24 protein-coding genes are annotated in these 22,876 nt (G+C 67.0%); 18 read left to right on the top strand and 6 right to left on the bottom strand.

What is annotated here, in order from left to right:
* Nucleotides 1-38 precede the first annotated feature (38 nt).
* From QTH91_RS21980 to QTH91_RS21950, 7 genes are all read left to right on the top strand, one after another.
* Nucleotides 39-1,871, top strand: coding sequence for an acyl-CoA dehydrogenase family protein (locus QTH91_RS21980; protein ID WP_286662294.1), 1,833 nt, complete (start codon nucleotides 39-41; stop codon nucleotides 1,869-1,871).
* Entirely contained in the window at nucleotides 1,871-2,074 is a 204-nt protein-coding gene (locus tag QTH91_RS21975) for a hypothetical protein (RefSeq protein WP_286662293.1), read from the top strand. The genes QTH91_RS21980 and QTH91_RS21975 overlap by 1 nt, the downstream gene beginning before the upstream one ends.
* A gap of 70 nt (nucleotides 2,075-2,144) precedes the next feature.
* Nucleotides 2,145-2,942: an SDR family oxidoreductase gene (locus tag QTH91_RS21970; protein ID WP_286662292.1), complete on the top strand. Its 798-nt coding sequence runs from the start codon at nucleotides 2,145-2,147 to the stop codon at nucleotides 2,940-2,942.
* Nucleotides 2,943-2,960: 18 nt separating this feature from the next.
* Nucleotides 2,961-3,443, top strand: coding sequence for a PaaI family thioesterase (locus tag QTH91_RS21965; RefSeq protein WP_286662291.1), 483 nt, complete (start codon nucleotides 2,961-2,963; stop codon nucleotides 3,441-3,443).
* Nucleotides 3,444-3,530: 87 nt separating this feature from the next.
* Entirely contained in the window at nucleotides 3,531-4,547 is a 1,017-nt protein-coding gene (locus QTH91_RS21960; RefSeq protein WP_286662290.1) for an NADP-dependent oxidoreductase, read from the top strand.
* 48 nt (nucleotides 4,548-4,595) lie between these two features.
* Nucleotides 4,596-5,537 (top strand): glutathione S-transferase family protein, encoded by a 942-nt coding sequence (locus QTH91_RS21955; protein WP_286662289.1) that lies wholly within the window; start codon nucleotides 4,596-4,598, stop codon nucleotides 5,535-5,537.
* Entirely contained in the window at nucleotides 5,534-6,439 is a 906-nt protein-coding gene (locus QTH91_RS21950; protein WP_286662288.1) for an SDR family oxidoreductase, read from the top strand. The genes QTH91_RS21955 and QTH91_RS21950 overlap by 4 nt, the downstream gene beginning before the upstream one ends.
* A gap of 12 nt (nucleotides 6,440-6,451) precedes the next feature.
* Here QTH91_RS21950 and QTH91_RS21945 read toward each other — a convergent pair whose 3' ends face one another.
* Nucleotides 6,452-9,532: a glycosyl hydrolase family 95 catalytic domain-containing protein gene (locus QTH91_RS21945; RefSeq protein ID WP_286662287.1), complete on the bottom strand. Its 3,081-nt coding sequence runs from the start codon at nucleotides 9,530-9,532 to the stop codon at nucleotides 6,452-6,454.
* A gap of 313 nt (nucleotides 9,533-9,845) precedes the next feature.
* Between QTH91_RS21945 and QTH91_RS21940 the strand changes: the two genes are divergently transcribed.
* The 7 genes from QTH91_RS21940 to QTH91_RS21910 all read left to right on the top strand — a co-directional run bounded on the left by QTH91_RS21940 (nucleotide 9,846) and on the right by QTH91_RS21910 (nucleotide 15,964).
* Complete coding sequence (locus QTH91_RS21940; protein WP_286662285.1) at nucleotides 9,846-10,472, top strand: paraquat-inducible protein A; 627 nt, start codon at nucleotides 9,846-9,848, stop codon at nucleotides 10,470-10,472.
* Nucleotides 10,469-11,158 carry a paraquat-inducible protein A gene (locus QTH91_RS21935; protein WP_286662283.1) on the top strand — a complete coding sequence of 230 codons (690 nt, stop codon included), beginning with the start codon at nucleotides 10,469-10,471 and terminating at the stop codon, nucleotides 11,156-11,158. Before QTH91_RS21940 ends, QTH91_RS21935 begins: the two co-directional genes overlap by 4 nt.
* Nucleotides 11,155-12,801: a PqiB family protein gene (locus QTH91_RS21930; protein WP_286662282.1), complete on the top strand. Its 1,647-nt coding sequence runs from the start codon at nucleotides 11,155-11,157 to the stop codon at nucleotides 12,799-12,801. The genes QTH91_RS21935 and QTH91_RS21930 overlap by 4 nt, the downstream gene beginning before the upstream one ends.
* The gene (locus QTH91_RS21925; RefSeq protein WP_286662281.1) at nucleotides 12,798-13,508 is read left to right on the top strand and encodes a PqiC family protein; all 711 of its coding nucleotides are present in this window, start codon (nucleotides 12,798-12,800) and stop codon (nucleotides 13,506-13,508) included. Before QTH91_RS21930 ends, QTH91_RS21925 begins: the two co-directional genes overlap by 4 nt.
* Before the next feature lie 101 nt (nucleotides 13,509-13,609).
* Entirely contained in the window at nucleotides 13,610-14,611 is a 1,002-nt protein-coding gene (locus tag QTH91_RS21920; RefSeq protein ID WP_390368892.1) for an acyl-CoA dehydrogenase family protein, read from the top strand.
* A complete protein-coding gene (locus QTH91_RS21915) occupies nucleotides 14,599-15,369 on the top strand; it encodes a PIG-L deacetylase family protein (RefSeq protein WP_286662280.1) in 771 nt (256 codons plus the stop codon). The genes QTH91_RS21920 and QTH91_RS21915 overlap by 13 nt, the downstream gene beginning before the upstream one ends.
* Nucleotides 15,359-15,964: an SAM-dependent methyltransferase gene (locus QTH91_RS21910; protein WP_286662279.1), complete on the top strand. Its 606-nt coding sequence runs from the start codon at nucleotides 15,359-15,361 to the stop codon at nucleotides 15,962-15,964. The genes QTH91_RS21915 and QTH91_RS21910 overlap by 11 nt, the downstream gene beginning before the upstream one ends.
* Before the next feature lie 9 nt (nucleotides 15,965-15,973).
* Here the strand turns inward: QTH91_RS21910 and QTH91_RS21905 are convergent, their stop codons facing one another.
* Complete coding sequence (locus QTH91_RS21905) at nucleotides 15,974-16,774, bottom strand: glycosyltransferase family A protein (protein ID WP_286662278.1); 801 nt, start codon at nucleotides 16,772-16,774, stop codon at nucleotides 15,974-15,976.
* A gap of 135 nt (nucleotides 16,775-16,909) precedes the next feature.
* Between QTH91_RS21905 and ku the strand changes: the two genes are divergently transcribed.
* The 3 genes from ku to QTH91_RS21890 all read left to right on the top strand — a co-directional run bounded on the left by ku (nucleotide 16,910) and on the right by QTH91_RS21890 (nucleotide 19,345).
* Complete coding sequence (gene ku / locus QTH91_RS21900; RefSeq protein WP_286662277.1) at nucleotides 16,910-17,887, top strand: non-homologous end joining protein Ku; 978 nt, start codon at nucleotides 16,910-16,912, stop codon at nucleotides 17,885-17,887.
* Nucleotides 17,884-18,777 (top strand): tetratricopeptide repeat protein, encoded by an 894-nt coding sequence (locus tag QTH91_RS23125; protein ID WP_286662276.1) that lies wholly within the window; start codon nucleotides 17,884-17,886, stop codon nucleotides 18,775-18,777. Before ku ends, QTH91_RS23125 begins: the two co-directional genes overlap by 4 nt.
* Before the next feature lie 130 nt (nucleotides 18,778-18,907).
* The gene (locus QTH91_RS21890; RefSeq protein WP_286662275.1) at nucleotides 18,908-19,345 is read left to right on the top strand and encodes a hypothetical protein; all 438 of its coding nucleotides are present in this window, start codon (nucleotides 18,908-18,910) and stop codon (nucleotides 19,343-19,345) included.
* A 10-nt stretch (nucleotides 19,346-19,355) separates the two neighbouring features.
* Here QTH91_RS21890 and QTH91_RS21885 read toward each other — a convergent pair whose 3' ends face one another.
* From QTH91_RS21885 to QTH91_RS21875, 3 genes are all read right to left on the bottom strand, one after another.
* Nucleotides 19,356-19,646 (bottom strand): hypothetical protein, encoded by a 291-nt coding sequence (locus tag QTH91_RS21885; RefSeq protein WP_286662274.1) that lies wholly within the window; start codon nucleotides 19,644-19,646, stop codon nucleotides 19,356-19,358.
* Between the two features lie 111 nt (nucleotides 19,647-19,757).
* Complete coding sequence (locus tag QTH91_RS21880; RefSeq protein ID WP_286662273.1) at nucleotides 19,758-20,465, bottom strand: YceH family protein; 708 nt, start codon at nucleotides 20,463-20,465, stop codon at nucleotides 19,758-19,760.
* 35 nt (nucleotides 20,466-20,500) lie between these two features.
* A complete protein-coding gene (locus QTH91_RS21875; protein ID WP_286662272.1) occupies nucleotides 20,501-21,592 on the bottom strand; it encodes a lipocalin-like domain-containing protein in 1,092 nt (363 codons plus the stop codon).
* A gap of 162 nt (nucleotides 21,593-21,754) precedes the next feature.
* Here QTH91_RS21875 and QTH91_RS21870 point away from each other — a divergent pair, with 162 nt between their 5' ends.
* On the top strand, nucleotides 21,755-22,138 hold the full coding sequence (locus tag QTH91_RS21870) for a RidA family protein (RefSeq protein ID WP_286662271.1): 384 nt from the start codon (nucleotides 21,755-21,757) through the stop codon (nucleotides 22,136-22,138).
* A 13-nt stretch (nucleotides 22,139-22,151) separates the two neighbouring features.
* On the opposite strand, the gene QTH91_RS21865 is transcribed toward QTH91_RS21870, so the two are convergent.
* Nucleotides 22,152-22,823: an alpha/beta hydrolase family protein gene (locus QTH91_RS21865; RefSeq protein ID WP_368389482.1), complete on the bottom strand. Its 672-nt coding sequence runs from the start codon at nucleotides 22,821-22,823 to the stop codon at nucleotides 22,152-22,154.
* Between the last annotated feature and the right edge of the window lie 53 nt (nucleotides 22,824-22,876).

The following is a 22,876-nucleotide window of genomic DNA, read 5'->3' as shown; positions in this document are numbered from 1 at the left end:
GCCTCGCAACGCGGACCACGCTTGCCACAGTTCATCTCATGACGCTGCGCACCACCCTCGATTTCCTGCTCTACGATTGGCTCGCCGCCCCCGTTCTGACCGAGCGCGAGCGCTTTTCGGACCACTCCCGCGAAACCTTCGACGCCGTGCTCGACACCTGCGAGCGCATCGCCCGCGAGAAGTACGCGCCGCACAACCGAACGGTCGATACCCAGGAGCCGCACTTCGACGGCGAGAAGGTCATCCTGCCCCAGGCCACGCACGATGCGCACAAGGCCTTCGTCGAATCGGGAATGATGTCGGCCGCGCAGGACTACGACATCGGCGGCATGCAACTGCCCTATACCGTCCAGGCGGCGGCCAACAGCTTCTTCGCGATGGCGTCGGTGAGCATCGGCTCGAACATGCTCACCAGCGGCAATGCCAACCTGCTCATGGTGCATGGCACCGAGATGCAGAAGCAGGTGTTTGCGCTCAACGAGTTCTCCGGTCGCTGGGCGGGCACCATGTGCTTGTCGGAACCGCAGGCCGGCTCGTCGTTGAGCGACGTGGCAACGCGCGCGGTGCCCGACGGCGAGGACTACGAAAGCGATCCCCTGGGCCCGCGTTACCGCCTCACCGGCCACAAGATGTGGATCTCGGCGGGCGACCATGAGCTGACCGAAAACATCGTCCACATCGTTCTGGCCAAGATCCCCGATGAAAACGGCAAGCTCATCCCCGGTACCCGCGGCATCTCGCTGTTCATCGTGCCCAAGCGCATGGTCGACACCGAAGGGCAGCTGACGGGCGAGCGCAACGACGTGGCGCTGGCGGGCCTCAATCACAAGCTGGGCTGGCGCGGCACGACCAACACGCTGCTGAACTTCGGCGAAGGCAAGTACCCGGTGGGCGGCAAGGCCGGTGCGGTCGGCTATCTGGTCGGCAAGCCCGGCAAGGGCCTGGCCTGCATGTTCCACATGATGAACGAGGCGCGCATCGGCGTTGGCACGGCCGCCACGATGCTGGGCATGGCTGGCTATTACGCATCGCTCGACTACGCCAAGAGCCGTCCGCAAGGCCGCCCGGTCGGGCCGGAGGGCAAGGACGCGTCCCGCCCGCAAGTGCGCATCATCGAGCACGCCGACGTGCGGCGTATGCTGCTGGCGCAGAAGTCCTATGCCGAAGGCGCCCTGGCGCTCGAGCTGTATTGCGCGCGCCTGGTGGACGAACACAAGACCGGCGAAGCCCAGGCGGCGGACGACGCGCGCCTGCTTCTCGAAGTGTTGACGCCCATCGCCAAGAGCTGGCCCAGCGAATGGTGCCTGGAGGCCAATTCGCTGGCCATCCAGGTGCATGGCGGTTACGGCTACACGCGTGACTTTCCGGTGGAGCAGTACTGGCGCGACAACCGGCTGAACATGATCCACGAAGGCACGCACGGCATTCAGGCGGCAGACCTTCTGGGTCGCAAGGTGCTGATGGAAGAGGGCCGCGGACTGCAACTGCTGGCCGGCCGCATCCAGCAGACCATCGCACGCAGCGCGAGCGTGCCCCGGCTTGCCCCGCACGCCAAGGCGCTGGGTGCGGCGCTCGAACAGGTGGGCAAGGCCACGCGAGAAGCCTGGGCCACCGGCAACCCGCGCGATGCTCTTATCAATGCCGTTCCCTACATGCAGGCTTTCGGGCACATGGTCCTGGCATGGCTGTGGCTCGACGTGGCTGAGCGCGCGCTGGCCCTGGATGCCGATGCCGCCCAGCCAGCCACGGCCGGCCGTCTTGGCGCCACCGACTATTTCTTCCACTACGAGTTGCCCAAGATCGGTGCCTGGCTGCAGGTGGTGGAAAGCCGCGACGCCACCTGCGTCGACCTGCACGAGGACGCGTTCTGATGGCTGCGCCCAAGCCGCATGCCAGGCTCGAAGGCTGGATCTGGGTCCTGATCTACGGCGGGCTGTTCGGCGTGGTGCTTGGCCTGGCGATCGGCCGCGTCCATGAGGTAGCGGGCTGGTCGCTGGGCGTGCCGGGCGCCATTCTTGTCGTGGTGGGCGCGGCGCTCATCTACGTCCGCTCGCGCCTCGAGGACTCGCCCTGAGGCCCAAGGCCTTGCGCGCATTCCAAACATCGTTCGAAGAACCATTCAGCCATCCAACGGAGACCACCCGATGACCACTCCCCGCAACGTCAAGCAATTGTTCGACCTGACCGGCAAGACCGCGCTGGTCACCGGCGGCTCGCGCGGCCTGGGCCTGCAGATGGCCCATGCCCTGGGCGAGGCCGGCGCGCGCATCATGCTCAGCTCGCGCAAGGCCGATGACCTGGAACAGGCTGCGGCAGAGCTGCAGGCCGCCAACATCGACGCGCGCTGGATCGCCGCCGATTGCTCAAAGGAAGAAGACACCCGCCGCCTGGCCGACGAGACGCTGGAGCGCATGGGCCAGGTCGACATCCTGGTGAACAACGCCGGCGCCAGCTGGGGCGCCCCGGCGGAAGAACACCCGGTGCAAGCCTGGGACAAGGTGCTCAACCTCAACGTGCGCGGCTACTTCATCCTGTCGCAGCAGATCGCGCGCGCCAGCATGATTCCGCGCAAATCGGGTCGCATCATCAACATCGCGTCCATCGCCGGCCTGGGCGGCAATCCGCGCGAGATGAAGACCATCGCCTACAACACCTCCAAGTCGGCGGTGATCGGCTTCACCCAGACGCTCGCCTGCGAATGGGGCCACTACGGCATCAACGTCAATGCCATCTGCCCGGGCTTCTTCATGACGAAGATGGCCGCCGGCCTGATCCAGCAGCTGGGCGAAGACAAGATGGCCGCCCACGCGCCGCTGGGCCGCCTGGGCGACACCGAAGACCTCAAGGGCATCACGCTGCTGTTCGCCAGTGACGCGGGCAAGCACATCACCGGCCAGCACATCGCGGTGGATGGTGGCGTCAGCGCTGTCGTGGCCGGCTGAGGACGTGCTTCGAAACCGATGAGCGATACGCCAGCCGCATCCGCCATGCCCGCCGCCGACGAGCCATCCCGTGCCTTTACCCGCCGGATTCCCTTTGCGCGCCACCTCGGCATCGAGCTGGTCGCCTTCGGCGGCGGCCAATCCGAGTTGCACTACACCGCGAAGCCCGAGCATCTCAACACCTTCGACGTGACCCACGGCGGTGCGGTGATGACGCTGCTCGACGTGACGCTGGCGTCGGCAGCGCGCAGTGTGTCGCCCGAGATGGGCGTGGTCACGATCGAGATGAAGACCAGCTTCATGCGCCCGTCCGTCGGCCCCTTGGTGGCCAAGGGGCGGCTGATCGAACGAACCCTCACGCTGGCCTTCACCGAAGGCACCATCTACGACGCCAAGGGCCGCGCTTGCGCACACGCCACCGGCACCTTCAAATACGTCAAGCGGCGATTGCCCGCCGACCCGGCGGGCGCGGCCGAACCGCTGCCGCTATCGACCGACTGAGACTTTCATCCCTGGAGGGGCAGCGGGCGCTGGGCATCACCCTCGCGCCGCCAGCAGCACCTTCCGCCATCGAACCAGGAGTTCAACATGCCCACCAACAAGCAACAGCACCTCGACAACCGCCCCGAAGGCGAAGCCGTCGCCAGCAACTTCAAGCTCGTCACCTCGGAAACGCCGGCCCTGAAGGACAACGAAGTGCTGGTCCGCCATCACTACCTGAGCCTGGACCCGTACATGCGCGGCCGCATGAATGATTCCAAGAGCTATGCCCAGCCGCAGCCGCTCGGGCAGGTCATGCAGGGAGGAACCGCGGGCGAGGTGGTCGAAAGCCGCCATCCCAAGTTCGCCGTCGGCGACAAGGTCGTGGGCTTCGGCGGCTGGCAGGAATACAGCGTCGTCGATGCATCGCAACCCGGCATGCTGCGCAAGGTCGACACGACGCACGTGCCGCTGTCGTACTACCTCGGCGCGGTGGGCATGCCCGGCGTGACAGCCTGGTACGGGCTGGTGAAGATCATTGCGCCCAAATCGGGCGACACGCTCGTGGTCTCGGCCGCCAGCGGCGCGGTGGGCAGCGCTTTCGGCGCATTGGCCAAGGCGCGCGGATGTCGGGTCGTCGGCATCGCCGGTGGTCCGGACAAGTGCAAGTACGTGACCGATGAGCTGGGCTTCGACGCCTGCATCGACTACCGCCAGCACCCCGACGCCAAGTCGATGTCGCAGGCGTTGAAGGAAGCCTGCCCGAACGGCATCGACGGCTACTTCGAGAATGTCGGCGGCTACATCCTCGACGCCGTGCTCTCCCGCATGAACGCCTTCGGCCGCATCGCCCTGTGCGGAATGATCGCCGGCTACGACGGCCAGCCGCTGCCGATGACCAACCCGTCCATCCTGCTGATCAGCCGACTGAAGATCGAAGGCTTCATTGTCAGCGAGCACATGGAAGTGTGGCCCGAGGCGCTGCAGGAACTCGGCGGCCTGGCGGCCAGCGGCAAGCTGCGCCCACGCGAGAGCATTGCCCAAGGCATCGAATCGGCGCCCGAGGCTTTCCTGGGGCTGCTGAAGGGACGAAACTTCGGCAAGCAGCTCGTCAAGCTGATCTGAAACCGCGCCCGCCAAGGCGGGCAGCCATCCCCTCTGAAGGAGCACCACGTGGCCGAACTGATCCTGCATCACTATCCGACGTCGCCTTTTGCCGAGAAGGCACGCACGCTGCTGGGCTTCAAGCAGCTGCCCTGGAAGTCGGTGCACATTCCGCCCGTGATGCCCAAGCCTGACGTGGTGGCGCTCACCGGCGGCTATCGGCGCACGCCCTTGCTGCAGATCGGCGCGGACATCTATTGCGACACCGCGCTCATCGCCGACGTGCTGGAACACATCGCGCCTACGCCGACGCTGTACCCGCCGCTGCACAAGGGCATGGCGCGCACGCTGGCGCAGTGGGGCGACACCACGCTGTTCTGGACGTCGATGGCCTACAACTTCCAGCCGCAGGGGCTGGCCGACATGTTCGGCGCGCAGCCGGCCCTGGCCAAGACCTTCGCCGACGACCGCATGGCGATGAACAACAACCAGACGCGGCTGCGTCCGAAAGACGCGATCGCGGCGTACAAGTCGTACCTTCGCCGCATCTCCGAGACGCTGGGCAGCCAGGAATTCATGATGGGCGACGTGCCGACGATCGCGGATTTCTCGCTCTACCACCCGCTGTGGTTCACGCGGGTGCGCACGCCTTCACTGGCGGGCATCCTCGAACTGACACCGGCGGTGCTGCAGTGGATGGACCGCATGGCCGGCATCGGCCACGGCGAGCACGAGCCGATGAATTCGGCCGACGCCATCGCCGTGGCGGCCGCATCGACGCCGGCCTCGCTGCTGACCGACAGTACCTTCCAGGACGACCACGGCATCCCGCTGGGCTCGGCGGTGAGCATCACCCCCGAGAGCTTCGGCAAGGAGTCGTCCGAAGGCGAACTCGTGGCCGCCACGCGCACGCATTTCACGCTGCGCCGCACCGATCCGCGCGCCGGCACGGTGCAGGTGCATTTCCCAAGAATCGGCTATGTGCTGAAGAAACTGGAGACTCCCGCATGATTTCGGATTTCAAGGGCAAGACCGCCGTGCTCACCGGCGCCGGCTCGGGCTTCGGCCTGGAGTGCGCCCGCATCGGCGCCGCCCGCGGCATGAACCTGGTGCTGGTCGACGTGCAGCAGGACGCCCTCGACGCGGCCCAGGCCGAGATGGAAAAGGCCGGCGCGCAGGTGCTGGCCCGCAAGGTCGACGTGTCCGACGCCGCCCAGATGGAAGCGCTGGCCGAGGCCGTCAAGGCCCGCTTCGGCGCACCGCACTTCGTCTTCAACAACGCCGGCGTCGGCTCCGGCGGCCTGGTCTGGGAAAACTCCGTTGCCGACTGGGAATGGGTGCTGGGTGTCGACCTGTGGGGCGTGATCCACGGCGTTCGCCTGTTCGTGCCGATGATGCTCGAAGCGGCCGCCAAAGACCCGCAATGGCGCGGTCACGTCACCAACACGGCCAGCATGGCCGGCCTTCTGACGCCGCCCAACATGGGCATCTACAACGCGGCCAAGGCCGCGGTCGTCAGCCTGACCGAGACCATGTATCAGGACCTGCGCCTGGTCACCGACCAGATCGGTGCCAGCCTGCTGTGCCCTTATTTCGTGCCCACCGGCATTGCCGCCAGCGACCGCAACAAGCCCGGATCCCTGGCTTCGGAGAAGCCCACCCGCAGTCAGCTGATCGGCAAGGCGATGAGCGAGAAAGCCGTGGGCAGCGGCAAGGTGACGGCCGCCGAGGTGGCGCAGAACGTCTTCCATGCCATCGAGAACGACCAGTTCTACGTCTACAGCCACCCCAAGGCGCTGGGGAACGTGAAGAGCCGCATGGAAAACATCGTGGCCGGCGTCAACCCGGCAGACCCATTCCTGGAGCGGCCCGAAATCGGCCAGAACCTGCGCGCTGCGCTGCGCGGGATCTGACCGCTGCGCCGGTCAGGCGCGCTGGGGCGTGATGGTCATGACCTGGCCATTCACCCGAACTTTGACGCTGTCGGCGGCTCCGGGGCGGTCCGCGACGACGGTGAAGGCGGTCACCACGCCGCCGATCCAGGTGCAGCCGACCTTGAAGCCACCGCGTGCACGCAACCCGGTGAACGAGCCCGAAGGCCAGTCGGCCGGGCAGGCGGGCAGCAGGTCGATCATCCCGGCATGGCTTTGCAGAAGCATTTCGGGCACGGCGCCCACGATGCCCAGGTTGCCGTCAATCTGGAAGGGCGGATGCGTGGTGAGCAGGTTGCTGTTCGTGTTGTACGTGAGCAGCCCGCGCACCATGGTGCCCGCCCGCATGCCGTCGCCCAGGCGGGCGAACATGGCGCAGCGCCATGGCCACGTCCATGAGCGGCGGCTGTCGCCTGTCACCGATGCGGCGGAAAAGGCCACGCCGGCCCGCTCGCCGCAGCGCGCCTTGAGCGACACCTTGGCCGCCGCCGCCAGCGCGGGCGTCGCCGCGGGCGTGATCTGGCGGCCCGGATACACCGCAAACAAGTGCGACGTGTGGCGGTGCACGTCGGTGGGGTCGTCTCTGTCCACCTGCCATTCCTGCAACTGGCCCCAGGACCCGACCTTGTTGGGAGCCAACCGCGCTTGCATGGTCTGGACCGTATCGCGGAAGGAGCGGTCGACGCCCAGCGTGTCGGCCGCATCGATGTAGTTCTGGAACAGATCCCAGATCATCTGCTGGTCGTACATCACGCCGTCTTCGATCGGGCCATGCTCGGGCGACCAACCGTTGGCCGAAACCAGCAGGCCGTCGCCACGAGTCTTCAGCCGGTCCTGCCAGAACTCGCAGATCTCCTTGAGCATTGGGTAGACACGCTGCAGGTAGGCGCGGTCTTGCGTGAAAGCGAAATGCTCGTACAGATGCTGCGCATACCAGGCGCTGCCCACGTTGTTCCATTCCCAGCCGTTGCCGCCAAAGATGCTCTGGCTCATGCGCACCGTCCAGCCGCGCACGTTTGCGCCGAAGGCGCGACGTGTGGCCGTCCGATTGGGCACCAGCCCCGCCTCCAGGAAGTCGACCAGCGGCAGATGACAGGCGGAAAGCGCCGTGGTTTCGGCGCCCCAGTAGTTCATCTGGATGTTGATGTCGGTGTGATAGTCGCTCGCCCACGCGGGCGAGTTGGAGTTGTTCCACAACCCTTGCAGGTTGGCGGGCAGCCCGCCCGGGCGTGAGCAACTGGCCAGCAGATAGCGGCCGAAGTTGAACAGAATCTGCTCCAGCCGCGGGTCTGCCGCGCTGTCCTTCTCGCGGTAGCGCGCCAGTCGGTGGTCGGTAGGCAGCATCTCGACCTCGGCCGACGAAGCACCCCAATCGATCGCGATGGTCGACAGAAGCGACGACACGTCGGCCATGTGCGCCGACTGCAAGGCATCGAAGCCCTTGCTCGCTCCCGCCCCCAGCGTCTGGAGTGCCACCGGAAGGGGATCGGCACCGCGCCAGCCCTGGGCATGACTGGCCCGATAGTTCGTGCGCGCGTCCAGCAGCACGATCAGTTCGTTGACGCCCGCGAAGGCGATCTCGCGCCCGTTGGCCGAGAGCGTTCCCCCCACGTTGAACACGCGCACTGCGGCAGCGTGCTTGAGGCCGTTGGGCAGCACGCCGGCAAACGTGAGCTGGTTTCCCGAAGCGCTGGTCGAGGCGCCTGCTTGTGCCGACGTCAGTTCGACAAGGCCGGCCAGCGCGCCCGGCTTGTCAACGACATAGCGCAGCACGATCAACTGGTCGACATGACTGGCAAAAGCTTCGCGCGTGATGATGACGCCATCCTTGACCAAGCGCGTGGTGTGAACCGCCTTGGCAATGTCGAGTTGCCGCCGGTAGCCCGCCACGACGGGGTGCCCTGCGGTGTCGAAGCCGTTGCCCGAGAGGGAGATGCCGGCCACCTGGAAGTGAGTCACGCCTGCGGTCGGCGTGAAGCTGAACCGATAGAAGCGGTAGCTGCTGTTGTTGGAAAAACCGAATGATTGGGTCTGGTAGCGCTCCGGGAAGGGGCCGCTCAGGTTGCGACTGTCGAGTTGCACCCAGTTGTGGCCGTCGTTGGACGCATCGAGTGTCCAGCGCTTGGGGTCGCGCGCGGGGACGTCGTCGGCGCTGGTCAGTGCGTAGGCATTGAGCGCGCGTGGTGTGCCCAGGTCGATCTGCCAGCGCAGAGGGCTGCGGGGGTTTTCGATGCACCACTTGGTGCCACTGTTGCGATCCACCGTCCGCGAGATGTCCTGATCCGGTGTGCCGTTGCTGAAGTCTTCTCCACTGGGCGAATGGACGTACAGCGGTGCGATGCCTGCCAGGTTGACGCCGGTCAGGTCGATGTTCGCCACCTGGAAATGGCTGACGCCCCTGCGCGGCACGAAGGCGAAGCGATAGAAGCGGTAGTTCGCCGTAGCGCCCAATGCGAAGGTCTTGGTCCGGTAACGCGTCTCAAAGGGGGCGGGCAGTGTCCGGCGGTCGAGTTCGACCCACGAGCTGCCATCCATCGAGCCGGAGAACACCCATGTGGCCGGGTCGCGATCGGGCACGTCGTCGGCGCTGGTCAGCGAGTAGCTGCTGACGGCCTGTTTCGCTTTCAGGTCGAGCTGCCACACCACCAGCGAACCGGGGCCGTCAATGCACCACTTGGTGCCGGCGTTTCCGTCGATGGTCCGCAGCACGCCTTGGCCCTGTCCTTCAGCGCCCTGCATGCCCGGCGAAGTGAGCGTCGGGTCCTGCTGCTGGCCGAAGCCGATAGCCAGTTCGCCGAAGTTCAGGTACGACCCGAAGCCAGTCAGCCCCATGTCGTAGTTGGGACTGTCGTAGTTGTTCGCGCCGCCCCAGAGACTCTGCTCGTTGAACTGAATGGTGTCTCGCGTGACGCCGCCGAAGAGCATGGCGCCCAGACGTCCGTTGCCGATGGGCAGAGCTTCGGACTCCCAGTCGGCCGCCGGCCTGGCGTACCACAAGGTGCTGGCGCCGGGCCCCGTGACTGGCCCGACCGAGCTCGCCCTGGCCGAGGATGCGCGGCCCTGCGAGTCGGACACTGCGCTGAGCTGGTTCAGCCCAGCTTTCCCGCTTGTGGCGCTTGGCCCACTTGCGCCGCTGCTGCCGCCGCCACACGCAGCCAGTGCCAAGGGCATGGCGGCGACGCCGCATAACTTGCCGAGCGCCGTGCGCCGTTGTGGATTGGTGGGTTCGTTTCCTGCTGCTAACGAACGAGAACTAGCCGAATCGGCTGATGACATGATGACCTCCCTCTTTTAATAATCATTTGTGCCTTGGTGACGCTCGTGAAAGGCGCCTGACGCTCGAAACGCCTACACGCAAGGCCAAAAGAATCGGTTAGGGTTGGGAGCGATGCAAGAAGTTCCCGACCTGATCGTGTGCGAAGGCTGCGACGCGGTTTACCCGCGACCGGAGCTGCACAGCCGCGAGGTCGCGCGGTGTCGCCGCTGCGGCACCGTGATGGCGCGCCACTGGGGCCGGATGCACGAGCGGATGCTTCCGCTCACCGTGGCCTGCCTCATCCTCTTCGCCATCGCCAACTTCTTTCCGATCGTCAAGATTCAGTTGCGGGGCCTGCACAGCGAAACCACGCTCGTCGGCGCGGTCATGACGCTGGCGGGGGAGGGCTTGTCGGAAGTGGGCCTGCTGGTGCTGCTGACCACCTTGCTCTTTCCGCTGGTGCAGCTGTGCGTCCTGTTGTACCTGCTGCTACCGATCTCCCTTCGCAACCAGCCACCCGCGGGGTTTCGGATCCTGGTTCGGGCAATGCAGGTGATGCGGCCCTGGGGAATGATCGAGGTCTTCCTGCTGGGCGTGCTGGTGGCAGTGGTCAAGTTGTCGGGCATGGCGCAGGTCATTCCCGGTGCTGCGCTGTGGGCCTTCATGGGGCTGACGGTGCTGCTGACGGCGGTGCTTGCCTTCGAGCCGCAGGCTTTCTGGCGCCTTACCTTCGGCCGGCAGGGGGAGAACATGCCATGACGCAGGCCCGCGCCGCGCAGGGCGGCACGGACTATCGCACCGCCTCGCAATGCGGCCTGCTGGCCTGCCACCACTGCGGCACCGTGTGGCGCGGGGCGCAGGTCGGCCAGGCCTGCGGCCGCTGCGGCACGCACCTGCACCGGCGCAAGACCGACAGCCTTCGGCGCACCTGGGCGTTGCTCATTGCGGCGGCCATCCTGTACCTGCCTGCCAACCTGCTGCCCGTGATGGTCACCCGGTCGTTGTTCGGCACGCAGTACGACACGATCATGAGCGGGATCATCTACTTCTGGGTCACCGGTGCCTGGGGGCTGGCGGTCATCATCTTCGTGGCCAGCTTCCTGGTGCCGCTGTTCAAGCTGGTGGTGCTGGCCCTGCTGGCGATCGCCGCGGCCCGGCACAGCCGTTGGCGCCGGGAAGAGCGGGCCAAGCTGCATCGGATCGTCGAGTTCATCGGGCGGTGGTCGATGCTGGACGTGTTCGTCGTCTCCCTGCTGACGGGCCTGGTGCAGATCCACGGTTTCGCGGAAATCAGGGCGGGTGTCGGCATCGCGGCGTTCGGCGGCGTGGTGGTACTGACGATGCTCGCGTCCCTGAGCTTCGATCCGCGCCTGACCTGGGACGACGCGCCCGTCCCCGACAATGCAACACCGCTCGCGCACCAAGCAATTGCACATCCTCAATGAGTGAAGAGAAACCCGTCGCGACCCCAGAACCCTCACCAGACCGGCTTCCGGAGCCCGTGGTCGAACGCCGCCGCAACTGGCTGCCCTCGCTGATCTGGTTGATTCCCATCGTCGCGGCACTCGTCGGGGTGTTCCTGATTGCCCGCATCCTGCGCGAACAGGGGCCGGAGATCGAGATCACCTTCCTCACCGCCGAGGGCCTGGAGGCGGGAAAGACGGCCGTCAAGTACAAGGAAGTCGAGATCGGGACCGTGCAGTCGATCCGGCTGACGCGGGACCGGCTCGCCGTGCGCGTGCGGGTGCAGTTGCGAAAGGATGCCGAAGGCTTCACCGCCGCCGACACGCGCTTCTGGGTGGTGCGACCGCGCCTGGGTTCCAGCGGCATCTCCGGCCTGGGCACGCTGCTGTCCGGGGCCTACATCGGCGCCGACGCCGGCGAGTCGGAAGAGACTTCCAGCGAGTTCAAGGGCCTCGAGCAGCCACCCATCATCGTCAAGGGAACCACCGGACGCCAGTTCGTCCTGCACGCCAAGGACGCCGGCTCGGTCGACATCGGCACACCCGTCTATTTCCGGCGCATCGAGGTGGGGCAGGTGGCTTCCTACACCCTGGACGAGGACGGTCGGGGCGTGACGATCCGCGTGTTCGTCAACACCCCGTACGACCGCTTCGTGGGCGTGAACACGCGCTTCTGGCATGCGAGCGGCGTGGATGTGCAGCTCAATGCCAGCGGCCTGTCGCTGCGAACGCAGGCGCTCGCCACGGTCTTGCTCGGCGGCATCGCGTTCCGGGCGCCTGAGGACGATCCCGGCCCCGTCGCGGTGGAGAACACCGAATTCGTGCTGGCCTCCGACGAGAACACCGCCATGCGGCAGCCGGATGGTCCGGCGCGCAACGTGCTGATGTATTTCAACCAGTCGCTGCGCGGACTGGTGCCCGGCGCGCCCATCGATTTCCGCGGCATCGTGATTGGCGAGGTCAAGTCGATCGGGGTGGAGTTCGATCGCGAGAAGCGCCAGTTCCGCATGCCCGTCTACGCCGAGATCTACCCCGATCGCCTGCGGCGGCACTCGAAGGACGACGACCAGGACGACAAATGGGGACCGGACCAGCGCGTGCAATTCCTGGTCAACCGGGGCCTGCGCGCACAACTGCGCGTGGGCAACCTGCTGACTGGGCAGATCTACGTCGCGCTCGACTTCTTCCCCAAGGCGGCCAAGGTGGACTTCGACGCCACCCACTCGACCATGGAACTGCCCACCATTCCCAACAGCCTGGACGACATCCAGGCGCAGGTGCAGGAGATCGTCACCAAGCTCAACAAGGTGCCTTACGAAGAGATCGGCAACGATGCTCGCAAGGCGCTCGCGTCGCTCAACCGGACACTGGTCGAAGTGGAAGGCCTGGGCCGCACGCTCAACAAGGACGTCTCGCCCGAACTGCTGGCGGCCATGAAGGACGTGCGCCGCACGCTCGACACGGCGCAGCGCACGCTGCGCGAGGACTCGCCGCTTCAACAAGACATGCGCCAGACCTTGCAGGAACTCACCCGCGCCGCCAGTTCGCTGCGCGTACTCACCGACTACCTGGAGCAGCACCCCGAGTCGCTGCTGCGCGGCAAGCCGGAGGACTTGAAGAAATGACGACCGCAGCTGCGCCAACCCAACGCGCCAGGCAAGAACCATCGCATCCCGCGCGGTACGCGGCAGGGCGCCTCGCGCTCGCGTCGCTCGGCATCGGTGCCGCGCTTGTTCTGGGCGCCTGCGCCAGTGCCAAGCCGCCCACGTACTACACGCTGGCCGAGCCCGTGGCGGCGGCAGAGGTGATTGGCGGTGCGCCCACGCGCGCTCCGCTTGCCATCGATGTCGCCCCCATCCAGATGGCCCAGCGCTGGGCGCGCCCGCAATTGGTGGTGCGCCAGTCGGGCGACGCCGAGGGCAGGGCGCACATCCTGGAAGAAGCGCGCTGGACCTCCACCTTCGAAAGCGAGATGCGCGACGCTCTGGCGGCCGGTGTGGCCGGGCGTCTGGGCGCCTTGGACCTCAGCCGCACGACGGCGCCGCGCGAGCAGACGGTCTACCGTGTCGCGGTGCAAATGCTGGACTACGACGCACAGCCGGACGGGCAGGTGAGGGCGTCTTTCAACTGGACTTTGCGCCGCACCGACACCGACGGGCGCGCTCTGGCATGCAGCCAGCGCTTCGAGGCGCCGGCCGCGAATGGCGTCGATGGCGTCGCACTGGCCACCCGGCGCATCACCTCGCAACTGGCCGGCTCGGTTGCGCGCGGCATCGCGGCGCTGGCCGATGGACGCACGGCCGCCACGGCGGAATCGGGCACCTGCCGCTGAAAGAGCAGAAAGGCTGAGGCCGGCTCACGCTCGCGCCTACATCGCGTGGGGCGGCGTGCTGACACGATCCACCCTCGGTGCGGGCGATGCTCGGAGTTGTCATGCCGAGCCTGCCCCAGCATCCTGCCGACCTGTCCTTCCTGGCGCCTAGCGACAAGCCGGCGGATGGCCTGCGGGCGTTGGTCGAGCGGGGTATGGATCGTCTTCCACCACCCGGCAGCGACACATTGGGACGTTGGCGAATGCTCGCCGCCGTCGCGGCGGTCGACCTGTCGCTGGTCAAGCTGTATGAAGGCCACACCGATGCGTTGGCCATCCTCGGCGAGTTGGATGGACCGGCCCCCGCTCAAGGCAGCCGTTGGGGAACCTGGTGCGCAGAACCTCGGGATGCGCGGGTCGAGTTGGTGGGCCAGGGTCCAGGCGGCGCACGCCTGTGGGGTACCAAGGCTTGGTGTTCCGGCGCCGGCTCGCTGACGCATGCCGTCGTCAGTTGCTGGAACGCACATGGCGAGCCCTGCCTGGCCGCAGTCGCCCTTGATCAGCCAGGCGTTCATGTCACGCGCGTCGGATGGGAGGCGGTCGGCATGGCGGGCAGCGCCAGCGTCGACGTTCGCTTCGAGAATGCCGTGGCGACGCCCGTCGGTCGGCCAGGCACCTACGTGGCTCGCCCCGGCTTCTGGCAGGGCGGAGCGGGCATTGCCGCCTGCTGGTGGGGCGGGGCGGCAGGGCTGGTTCAGTGGTGCCGGGACATGACGCGCGACAACGCGGACCCGCATCGGCTGGCGCATCGCGGCGCCATGGAGGTGGCGCTCGACGCCGGTGCCGCGGTCTTGCGGGAGGCAGCCGCATGGATCGATGCCCATCCCCAGGACGACGCGCAGCAAGTCGCGCTGCGTGTGCGGGCGGCCGTGGAGCTGTCGGCTGAAGCCGTCATGCGACACGCCGGCCGAGCCTTTGGCGCCACACCATTGTGTCGCGATGCGCGCTTCGCCCGCCGCATGGCCGATCTGCCGGTTTTCCTGCGCCAGGGCCACGCCGAGCGCGATCTGGCGACGCTGGGCCGGCTGTCGCAGAACAAGGGGTCGGCGGCATGGCTGCTCTAGGCGAACGCGTCATCCAGGCTGGCGATGGGATTTCGGAGTTCGAGTGGCAGGCGTCGCCGCAACTGGCCGCATTGCCGCAAGCCAGTTGGCAAGATTGGGCAGCGCCCGAAGGCCGCGTGTTCGTGGTGGCGCCCCATCCGGACGACGAAGTCCTGGCCGCGGGTGGCTTGATGGCGCAGCTGGCCGCGGCCGGTCATGACGTTCAGGTCGTGGCCGTGACCGACGGCGGCGCCAGCCATCCGGGCTCGCGCCTCTGGCCGCAGGCGCGACTGCTGGAGCAGCGTCCTCGTGAATCCGGCGCCGCGCTTCGATGCCTCGGTGTGAGGAGCGCTTGCTTGCGCCTGCATCTTCCCGATGGCGCGATCGCCGTGCATCGAGCCACGCTGGTGCGTCGGCTCTGCCAACTGTTCGCGCCCGGCGATCGCGTCGTCACCACCTGGCGATGGGACGGCCATCCCGACCACGAAGAAACCGCGCAAGCCGTGGCCGAGGCGGCCGCTCGGCGCCATGTGCGACTGTTCGAGGCGCCCGTCTGGGCCTGGCACTGGTGCCTGCCATCCGACGAGCGCTGGCCATGGTCGCGTGCACGCCGGCTGCCCTTGGACCTGGCCACGCGCGAGCGCAAGCAGCGAGCGGTGCAGGCGCATGCGAGCCAACTTCATCCCGACCCGTCCACCGGGCGCGGCCCCGTGCTCCGACCGAGCATCGTCGCGCGCGCGGCGCGTCCCTTCGAGGTGTTCTTCGCCCATGACGGATGACCTGCACGGCTACTTCGCCGCCATGTACGGTCGCGACGAAGACCCATACGGCCTTCGCACACGCTGGTACGAAGAGCGCAAGCGACAGGTGCTGCTGGCGGCGCTGCCCCAACAGCGCTATCACCACGCCTACGAGCCCGGCTGTGGCGCCGCCGAACTCACGGTTCGGCTGGCCGAGCGTTGCGACGCGCTCCTGGCCAGCGACTTCGACCCCGGTGCTTGCGAAGTCGCCCACAGGCGCACGGCGCACCTGTCCCATGTGCGCATCGAGACGCACCAGCTGCCAAGCCAATGGCCGCAGACGGCGCGCTTCGATCTGGTGGTGCTGAGCGAGATCGGCTACTTCCTTTCCAGAGATGCGCTATCGCAGGTTGCGATCCGCGCCCGCGACTCGCTGACCGATGGCGGCACCTTGGTCAGCTGCAACTGGAAGCCGGACTTCGACCTCCGGCAGCTTTCGACCGACGCCGTGCATGCGCTGCTTCACGAGACGCTGCAGATGACCTCGCTCGTTCGACACGACGAGGCGGACTTCACGCTCCAGGTGTGGTCGCGCGACGGTCGCTCAGTGGCTCAGCGGGAGGGCTGGGCATGAACGAAGTCGTCATTGCTCGGGCCGGTCGGTTGCCTCGCGCGCCCAGGGCAACTTCCCGGCGTAGCGCGCCAGCATGCGTGCGTTGCCCTGGATGAAGAAATCCGGCCTGACCGACAGCGGCGAGTTGCCAACCCGGTAGTTCACCGTGTGGCGATAGGTGCCGTCCACCTCCGGTGCGATGCTCAGAAGGGCGCGGCAGATCACACGGTCGATCTCCATCTGGCCGGGCTCGCGATAGCGCCGGAACCAGAGCGGTGCGATCTGCAAGGCGAGTCGGCGCGGCAGGAAGTAGCAGTTGACGTCGATCATGTAGTCCTGCTCGTCCAGCACGCTTGGCCAGCGGCCCAGGCTTTCGCACTCGTCGCGGCAGATGAAGCGGTGCTGTTCGTCCACGATGTTGCGCAGCGCGTAAGTCCAGGGTCTGCCGCTTTCGATGACGGCCATGCAGTCGGCGATGTGCTCGGGCAGATAGGCGTTGTCGTCGTCCAAGAACGCGAAGTAGTCGCCATCGCCGAGGAATGTGCCGGCGCCGTAGATGCGATGGCCCGCCCAGCGGTCGACGCCGACGGCGTAGGGTAGCTCGATCAGCTCGCGTCGATGGCCCGATTCCAGGCCGGTGGGCGCGCGGGCCAGGGTCTCGCGCACCATCTGGTGGCGGCCAGGGCCATCGGCCATGAGCAGGTGCTGGACCCTGGGCCAGGTTTGCGCCGCCACCGACGCCACGCAGCGTTCGAGCAGCGGATTGCCGCCGCAAGCGGTGACCACCGTGACCAACGGCGGAGTCTGGCTGTCGACGGTGGGCATGTTCATCGAGGTCTGACTATGCCCCAACGGCGCGCCGCGTGTCGGTGGCGCAACGCCGACAGTTGCCGCCGCGCGAGCCTTGCGCTTAAGCTGCGCCTCTTGCCCTGCGCGAGGAATCGCGCCCATCCGGAGGCTTGCCACATGGCTGCAGCTCGATCGATTGCGTCGCTCACGCTTGGATTCGGCCTCGTGTCGATTCCAGTGCGCCTTTACTCCGCCACGGAGTCATCGGCCACCATCCACTTCAACCTGCTGGCACGGGACGGCTCCCGCGTGAAGCAGCAGTACGTCTCCGAAAAGGACGGCGCCGTCGTGCCGCGCTCCGAGATGGTCAAGGGCTACGAGTTCGAGAAGGACCGCTTCGTCATCTTCCAGCCCGACGAGCTCAAGGCCCTCGAAAACGGTGCCAGCCATGCGGTCGACATCGTGGCCTTCATTCCCGAGCGGGCCGTCGATCCGATCTTCTACGACAAGGCCTACCTGCTCGCGCCGGACAAGCGCGGCGGCAAGCCCTACAGCCTGCTCAAGGCCGCCATGCTCGAAAGCGGCCGATGCGCGTTGGCTCGCTGGGCATGGAAGGGCAAGCAATACGTGGTGCAGGTGCGCGCCGCTGCCGATGGCCTCGTGCTGCAGCAGTTGCTGTACGCGGACGAGGTGCGTTCCCTCAAGGACCTGGACATCGACCAGAGCGAGCCGTCGAAGGCCGAACTGCAATTGGCGCTGCAGCTCATCGACCAGATTGCCGCCGACAGCTACGACCCCGCCGAATTCCAGGACGAAGAGAAGAAGCGGATCCTCGCGGCCATCGACGCCAAGATCGCGGGCCAGGAGGTCGTGGCCAGCCAACCGGCCGAAGAACGCACCGGCGCCGAGGTGATCGACCTGACCGAAATGCTGCGTGCCAGCCTGTCGCGTGGCGGCAGAACTGCGCCCGCACGCGGCGCCAAAGGCGATGACGCAGCGGCAGCACCCTCCAAGCCTGCACGCGGCTCCTCTGTACGTGCAGGGGCGGTCGTCGCCGAAGCCAAGGGCGCCAAGCGCGCACCGAAGACGGCGGCCAAGGTACCGCCGAAGTCCGAGCCAGTGGCCGCCCGCGGCGGCGCGCGCATGAAGAAGTGACGAGCGCCACGGCTTCGCTGGACAGCACCCATCCCTACACGCTGCGCGGCATCATGCAGATGCTGGGCCTGTCGCGGCATTCCGTGGAACGTCTTGTCGCCATGGGCTTCGTGCGGCCGCAACGCGCACCTGGGGCGGGCAGGCCCTGGCGCTTTTCGTTCCGCGACGTAGTGCTGCTGCGCACGGCGCAGGAACTTCGCAACGCGCGCATTCCCACCCGGCAATTGCTGCGTTCGCTGCAACGCCTGCAGCAGGCCTTGCCGCACGAGGCGCCGGCTGACGCGCTGCGCATCAAGGCCGTGGGCGACCGCGTGGCGGTCCGATGGGGCGGTGCGCAGTGGGACGCGGAGACCGGCCAGTTGCTGATGGATTTTGCCGAAGGCGCGGGCAGCGCGACGGGCAGCATCCGCACGCTGGAACGGCCCCAGCCGCGCAAGAACCCGACGCAAACGGCACCAGCGCCAGAGTCCGTGGCGGAACAAGCGCAGGCACTCTACGAGCAGGCCGAGGCGCTCGAAGAGGCGGACCCCGCCGCCGCAGTGCGCCTGTACTGGCGTGTCGTGCGCCTGCTGCCGACGCATGCCGACGCGTATGCCAACCTGGGCTACCTGCTGTGCGAATCGGGCCGCTTCGCGCAGGCCCTTGCGCTGTATGCCCAGGGTGTCGCGTGCTGCCCGCGCGCGCCGCTTCTCCACTACAACCGCGCCGTCGCGCTGGAGGCGCTGGGCAAGCTGCCGGAAGCGATAGCGAGCTACGAGGCAAGCCTCGCACTCGACCCGACGCTGGCGGACGCGCATCAGAACCTGGCGCTCATCCACGACCGTCTGGGCAACAAGCAGCGGGCCATCCGGCACTTCAACGCATGCAGGCGCCTGTCGCCTCAGGCATGAGCAGGACGAGGTCTTGCATCTGCATCCTTGGGACCACGCGGCTCAGGCGGTATTCTCTGGACATCGCTGGCCTGCGAAGCAAGTTGGATGGTCGCTTGCCAATGGCCCAGCCGAAGACGGAGATATCGAGATGAACGACGAAAACGCCCCCGCAACCCAACCCGAGACGACGCAAGACGATGCGCACGGCAAGAACTTCGCTCAAAGTTCGCATGACGCCGCGCAAGATGGCGAGGCTGGTCTGGGAATGCTCGGTGGCGCATCCATCCGCGCCAGCGTGCGCAGCGGCATCCGCGAGGCACGTGCCCGTGGCGAGGCTGCGCTGGACGACTCGCGTCACTTCGCACATCAGGCCCAGGCGTCGGCGCGCAGCTATGCGCGTGAAGCCGTCAATGCCAGTGGCCGCCGCATCCGCCATGCGCGCTCGCGCTTCGACGGCCAGCGCGGCTGGAACGGCGAGGACTTCGTGAACGATCAGCCCATGCGTGCCGTGCTGCTGGCCGCTGCCGGCGGTGCCGTCCTGACGGCCGTGTTCATTGCCTTGCTGCGCGGCGGTTCGCGCCGCTGACGGGACAGGCTCAGGAAGCTTTGGGTTCTGCGCGGGCGGCATCCAGCGCGTAGAGCGCCGGCTTGTCGTGTGCCAGCTTGCCAGGCGCCGTGACCGGGCCGTTGGACACCGACTCATGGTGACCCGGATGCGAGGCGCCGTAGATCTCCCGCTCCAGGCGCTTCGCGCGGTCGGAGTACATGCGGGCCAGCGCTGCATGGTGCTCGGCAGCGGCCTGGTGCTCCAGGCGCGCCATCTGCGCTTCTTCCAACAATGCCATCGCACGGCGCAGATGACTGTTGCGGCTGAACAGGTTGAACATCGCACTTCCTCCACAGATCAAGGGCATCGCTACCCTCGCGGGCCACAGTGGGTTTCACTATAGGCCGCTTTTGCATCGTGTGCGTGACACTAGTTGCGCCAATGTTGCGGCCTACGCCGTTTGGTCGGGGGCTGGTGGTGTCGACACACCGAGTTCCGCGCACACCCGGGCGAGCAGGGCATTGGTTTGCCCGAGCTGTTCTTCCAGGGCACTCACGCGGGATTGCAGTGACGCCAGCTCGGCGTCGCGCGTGCCGGGTGCAGCGTCGTGGCGGCCCATGGTCGGCGCGTCGTCGGCGGGCAGCACGGGCTCGCCGCCAAGCAGGTGCACCCATCGCGCTTCGCGCGCTCCGGCCTGGCGCGGCAGCTTGCGCACCAGGGCGCCGGCGGCGCGCTCGGACAACTCGTCCAGAAACGCTTCGACCGACGAGATATCGGCAAAGTTGTGCATGCGATCGCAAGCCAGGCGCAGTTCGCCGGCGGTCTGCGGTCCGCGAAGCATCAGCACGGTGAGCAGCGCGAGCGATTGCGACGGGATCTTCAGCACGCGATCGGCGTTGTGGGCATAGCGGTACGCGCGTCCGCCGCTGGATTCGGTGACGAGGCTGCGTGAACGCAGCTCTTCCAGCGCCTGCTGCACCTGCGATTCGCTCAGCTCCATGATGGGGTGGCGGCTGGTCTTCTGGTTGCAGCCGGAGATCAGCGCGTTGAGCGTGAGCGGGTAGCTGTCGGGAACGGTGCGCTGCTTTTCGGCCAGCACGGCCAGCACACGAATTGGAATGGGTGCCAGGGGCGAAAAGGATTCGAGGGTGTCGGTCATGCGCGAAGCCTAACCCGAGCGCTGCACCCCGACGATCAAGGTGTGCGCGCCTGTTTCAGATGCTCGTAGCCGCTCAGTTCCAGGAAGCCTTCGCCGTGCTGGGCGCCACGCACGCCGATGGGGCCTTCCCAATAGAGGTTGGCCGAACTCGTGCCTGCGTCGAACTCGCTGTCGTCGTGCATGGCGTCGATCTCGAATTCGCCCCAGGGCACGTTCAAGCGCCACCCGAGGACGTATTGCACACCTGTCTTGGGGCTCGTCCAGCGCCGGGTAGGTTGCAAGGTGAGTTCGTCCGAGGCCAATGGGCGGGCGGTGCCGTCCGGGCGTACCGTCGTGCCGGTGGTGGTGACGGGACGCCCCTGCCGATCGAACAACTGGTAGACCATCAGGTCGCTGCCGTCGACCAGATGGATGGCAAACCAGCTCCAGCCCAACCGTCCGACGTCGAATTCGCCCCATTGATGATCGAACCAGACCACGCCCCGGACGGCGTGTTCGCGCCCGGCGCTGCGCACGCTGCCCGAGGCGGCCATGCGAGGGCGCGAGTAGTAGTAGCTGATGCCGCTGTCACCGAAGTCGAGCAGCCCCGGCGTGTTCGATCCCGCGGCCCGGTGAGCGACGACCGGCCGCGTATCCAGCAACTCCAGCGACAGGCTGTTGCCACCGATGTCGTCGAAGCGCAACCGATGGGCGGGACCAACCCCCGATAGCGACCACCCCGTCGCGCGAAAGTCGAAACCCCCACCGTCGGGCCTGGCGGGCAGGCCGCCGGTACGGCTCTGCGCCGTGTAGCGCCGGCCAGTGGCAAGGTCTGTCAGCGCGGCATGCATCACCGTGTGCTTGATCAGACCGTTGACCACGAACACCGCCACATGAAAAGCCCAGCGCTGGTTGGACTGGCCGTCGAGGATGCCGCTGTAGTACCACCACTCCATGGCGCTGCCGTGGGGCGCGTCGTCGGCCGGCAGGTTGAGCGGGGGCAGCTTGGCCGTGCGTTCGGCAGGCGCAGCCGGCGGTGCGACCTTGGAGGCCGCGAGCTTGCGGGCTGAAGCGGCATCGGCGTCCAGGAACTGAAGTGCGAAGACGGCGGCTGCAGCAATCACGAACAGCGCAAGGACGGGGATCACCAGTCGACGCCACAAAGGCCGGCGACTTCGGCTGCGCCCGAATCGGTTGTAGCTCGTGAGGGAACGTCGGCCGGCTCGCTTCATGAATAGGATGCAAATGAAGAATGGGCTGCGTGCCATGATGACACGCTTGGCAACACTTTTCACACAAGGAGGCTCACGTTGAATCGACGGCTTATCAGTTCGGGTTCGACCTTCGAGGCGCAGATTGGCTATTCGCGCGCCGTGGTGGTCGACGAGTGGGTGTTCGTTTCCGGCACCACCGGCTTCGACTACAGCGCAATGACCATCGTCGACGACGTGGCGGGCCAGGCGGAGCAGGCGTTGGCGAACATCGACGGGGCGCTCCGGGAAGCCGGCGCGAGCATGCAGGACGTGGTGCGGGTCACCTACATGCTGCCGGACGCCTCCGAGTTCGAACAATGCTGGCCCGTGCTGCAGCGGTGGTTCGGCCAGATCCGGCCGGCCGCGACCATGATCTGCGCCGGCCTGGCCGATCCGCGCATGAAGATCGAGATCGAGGTGACGGCACTCGTCCGACGCTGAGCCTCGGCGCCGATCAGCGCAGCATCCAGGCGGCGGCCTGGTCCATCATGCCGTCCAGCACCTGCGCATCGGTGCGGCCCGAGCGAGCGGGGACGTGGAAGGCGTGGTCGGCCTCGTCGATCTGAATCAGCGTTGCGCGCTCGCGCAGATCAACCATCAGGGCCTGCATGAGCGGCCAATGCGCGAGCTTGTCGCGCGTGCCCTGGACGAACAACATCGGCACGGCCACGTTGTGGAGATGCTCGGCGCGCGTGCTCGAAGGCTTGTCTGCCGGGTGGAGCGGAAAGCCCAGGAAAACCAGCCCGTTCACACCGGCCAGCGGCTCTTTTGCCTGAGCCTGCGAGGTCATGCGGCCGCCAAACGACTTTCCGCCGGCAAACAGGGGAAGCCCCTCGAACAACTCGCCCGCCCGGGCCACGGCGGCCCGCACGGTCGCTTGCGCCAGCGCCGGGGTGTCGGGCCGCTTGCTGCCGCGCTCCATGTAGGGGAACTGGTAGCGCAGGCTGGCGATGCCGCGCGCGGCCAGGGCATCGGCCGCGGCGGCCATGAAGGCATGACGCATGCCCGCACCCGCGCCGTGAGCCAGCACGTAGGCCGCCTTGGCGCCTTCCGGACTCTGGGCCAGCGCCGAGACATGCTCGCCGTCCGGCATCTGGATGCGCAGTTCCTGCACTGAAACACTCACGGCGGATTCCTTTCGTTGCACATGGCCACGGCCAACGTTTAGCAAGAATGGCG

Source organism: Variovorax dokdonensis (assembly GCF_030316895.1).
In the GTDB taxonomy this organism is placed as follows: domain Bacteria; phylum Pseudomonadota; class Gammaproteobacteria; order Burkholderiales; family Burkholderiaceae_C; genus Variovorax; species Variovorax dokdonensis.
This window is presented reverse-complemented; position numbering and strand designations above follow the sequence as displayed.

Bases quoted from the DNA above. Each gene is read 5' to 3' on its own strand.
- QTH91_RS21980 (WP_286662294.1), top strand. From the start codon at position 39: ATGACGCTGCGCACCACCCTCGATTTCCTGCTCTACGATTGGCTCGCC.
- QTH91_RS21975 (WP_286662293.1), top strand. From the start codon at position 1,871: ATGGCTGCGCCCAAGCCGCATGCCAGGCTCGAAGGCTGGATCTGGGTC.
- QTH91_RS21970 (WP_286662292.1), top strand. From the start codon at position 2,145: ATGACCACTCCCCGCAACGTCAAGCAATTGTTCGACCTGACCGGCAAG.
- QTH91_RS21965 (WP_286662291.1), top strand. From the start codon at position 2,961: ATGAGCGATACGCCAGCCGCATCCGCCATGCCCGCCGCCGACGAGCCA.
- QTH91_RS21960 (WP_286662290.1), top strand. From the start codon at position 3,531: ATGCCCACCAACAAGCAACAGCACCTCGACAACCGCCCCGAAGGCGAA.
- QTH91_RS21950 (WP_286662288.1), top strand. From the start codon at position 5,534: ATGATTTCGGATTTCAAGGGCAAGACCGCCGTGCTCACCGGCGCCGGC.
- QTH91_RS21940 (WP_286662285.1), top strand. From the start codon at position 9,846: ATGCAAGAAGTTCCCGACCTGATCGTGTGCGAAGGCTGCGACGCGGTT.
- QTH91_RS21935 (WP_286662283.1), top strand. From the start codon at position 10,469: ATGACGCAGGCCCGCGCCGCGCAGGGCGGCACGGACTATCGCACCGCC.
- QTH91_RS21930 (WP_286662282.1), top strand. From the start codon at position 11,155: ATGAGTGAAGAGAAACCCGTCGCGACCCCAGAACCCTCACCAGACCGG.
- QTH91_RS21925 (WP_286662281.1), top strand. From the start codon at position 12,798: ATGACGACCGCAGCTGCGCCAACCCAACGCGCCAGGCAAGAACCATCG.
- QTH91_RS21920 (WP_390368892.1), top strand. From the start codon at position 13,610: ATGCCGAGCCTGCCCCAGCATCCTGCCGACCTGTCCTTCCTGGCGCCT.
- QTH91_RS21915 (WP_286662280.1), top strand. From the start codon at position 14,599: ATGGCTGCTCTAGGCGAACGCGTCATCCAGGCTGGCGATGGGATTTCG.
- QTH91_RS21910 (WP_286662279.1), top strand. From the start codon at position 15,359: ATGACGGATGACCTGCACGGCTACTTCGCCGCCATGTACGGTCGCGAC.
- QTH91_RS21905 (WP_286662278.1), bottom strand. From the start codon at position 16,774: ATGAACATGCCCACCGTCGACAGCCAGACTCCGCCGTTGGTCACGGTG.
- ku (WP_286662277.1), top strand. From the start codon at position 16,910: ATGGCTGCAGCTCGATCGATTGCGTCGCTCACGCTTGGATTCGGCCTC.
- QTH91_RS21890 (WP_286662275.1), top strand. From the start codon at position 18,908: ATGAACGACGAAAACGCCCCCGCAACCCAACCCGAGACGACGCAAGAC.
- QTH91_RS21885 (WP_286662274.1), bottom strand. From the start codon at position 19,646: ATGTTCAACCTGTTCAGCCGCAACAGTCATCTGCGCCGTGCGATGGCA.
- QTH91_RS21880 (WP_286662273.1), bottom strand. From the start codon at position 20,465: ATGACCGACACCCTCGAATCCTTTTCGCCCCTGGCACCCATTCCAATT.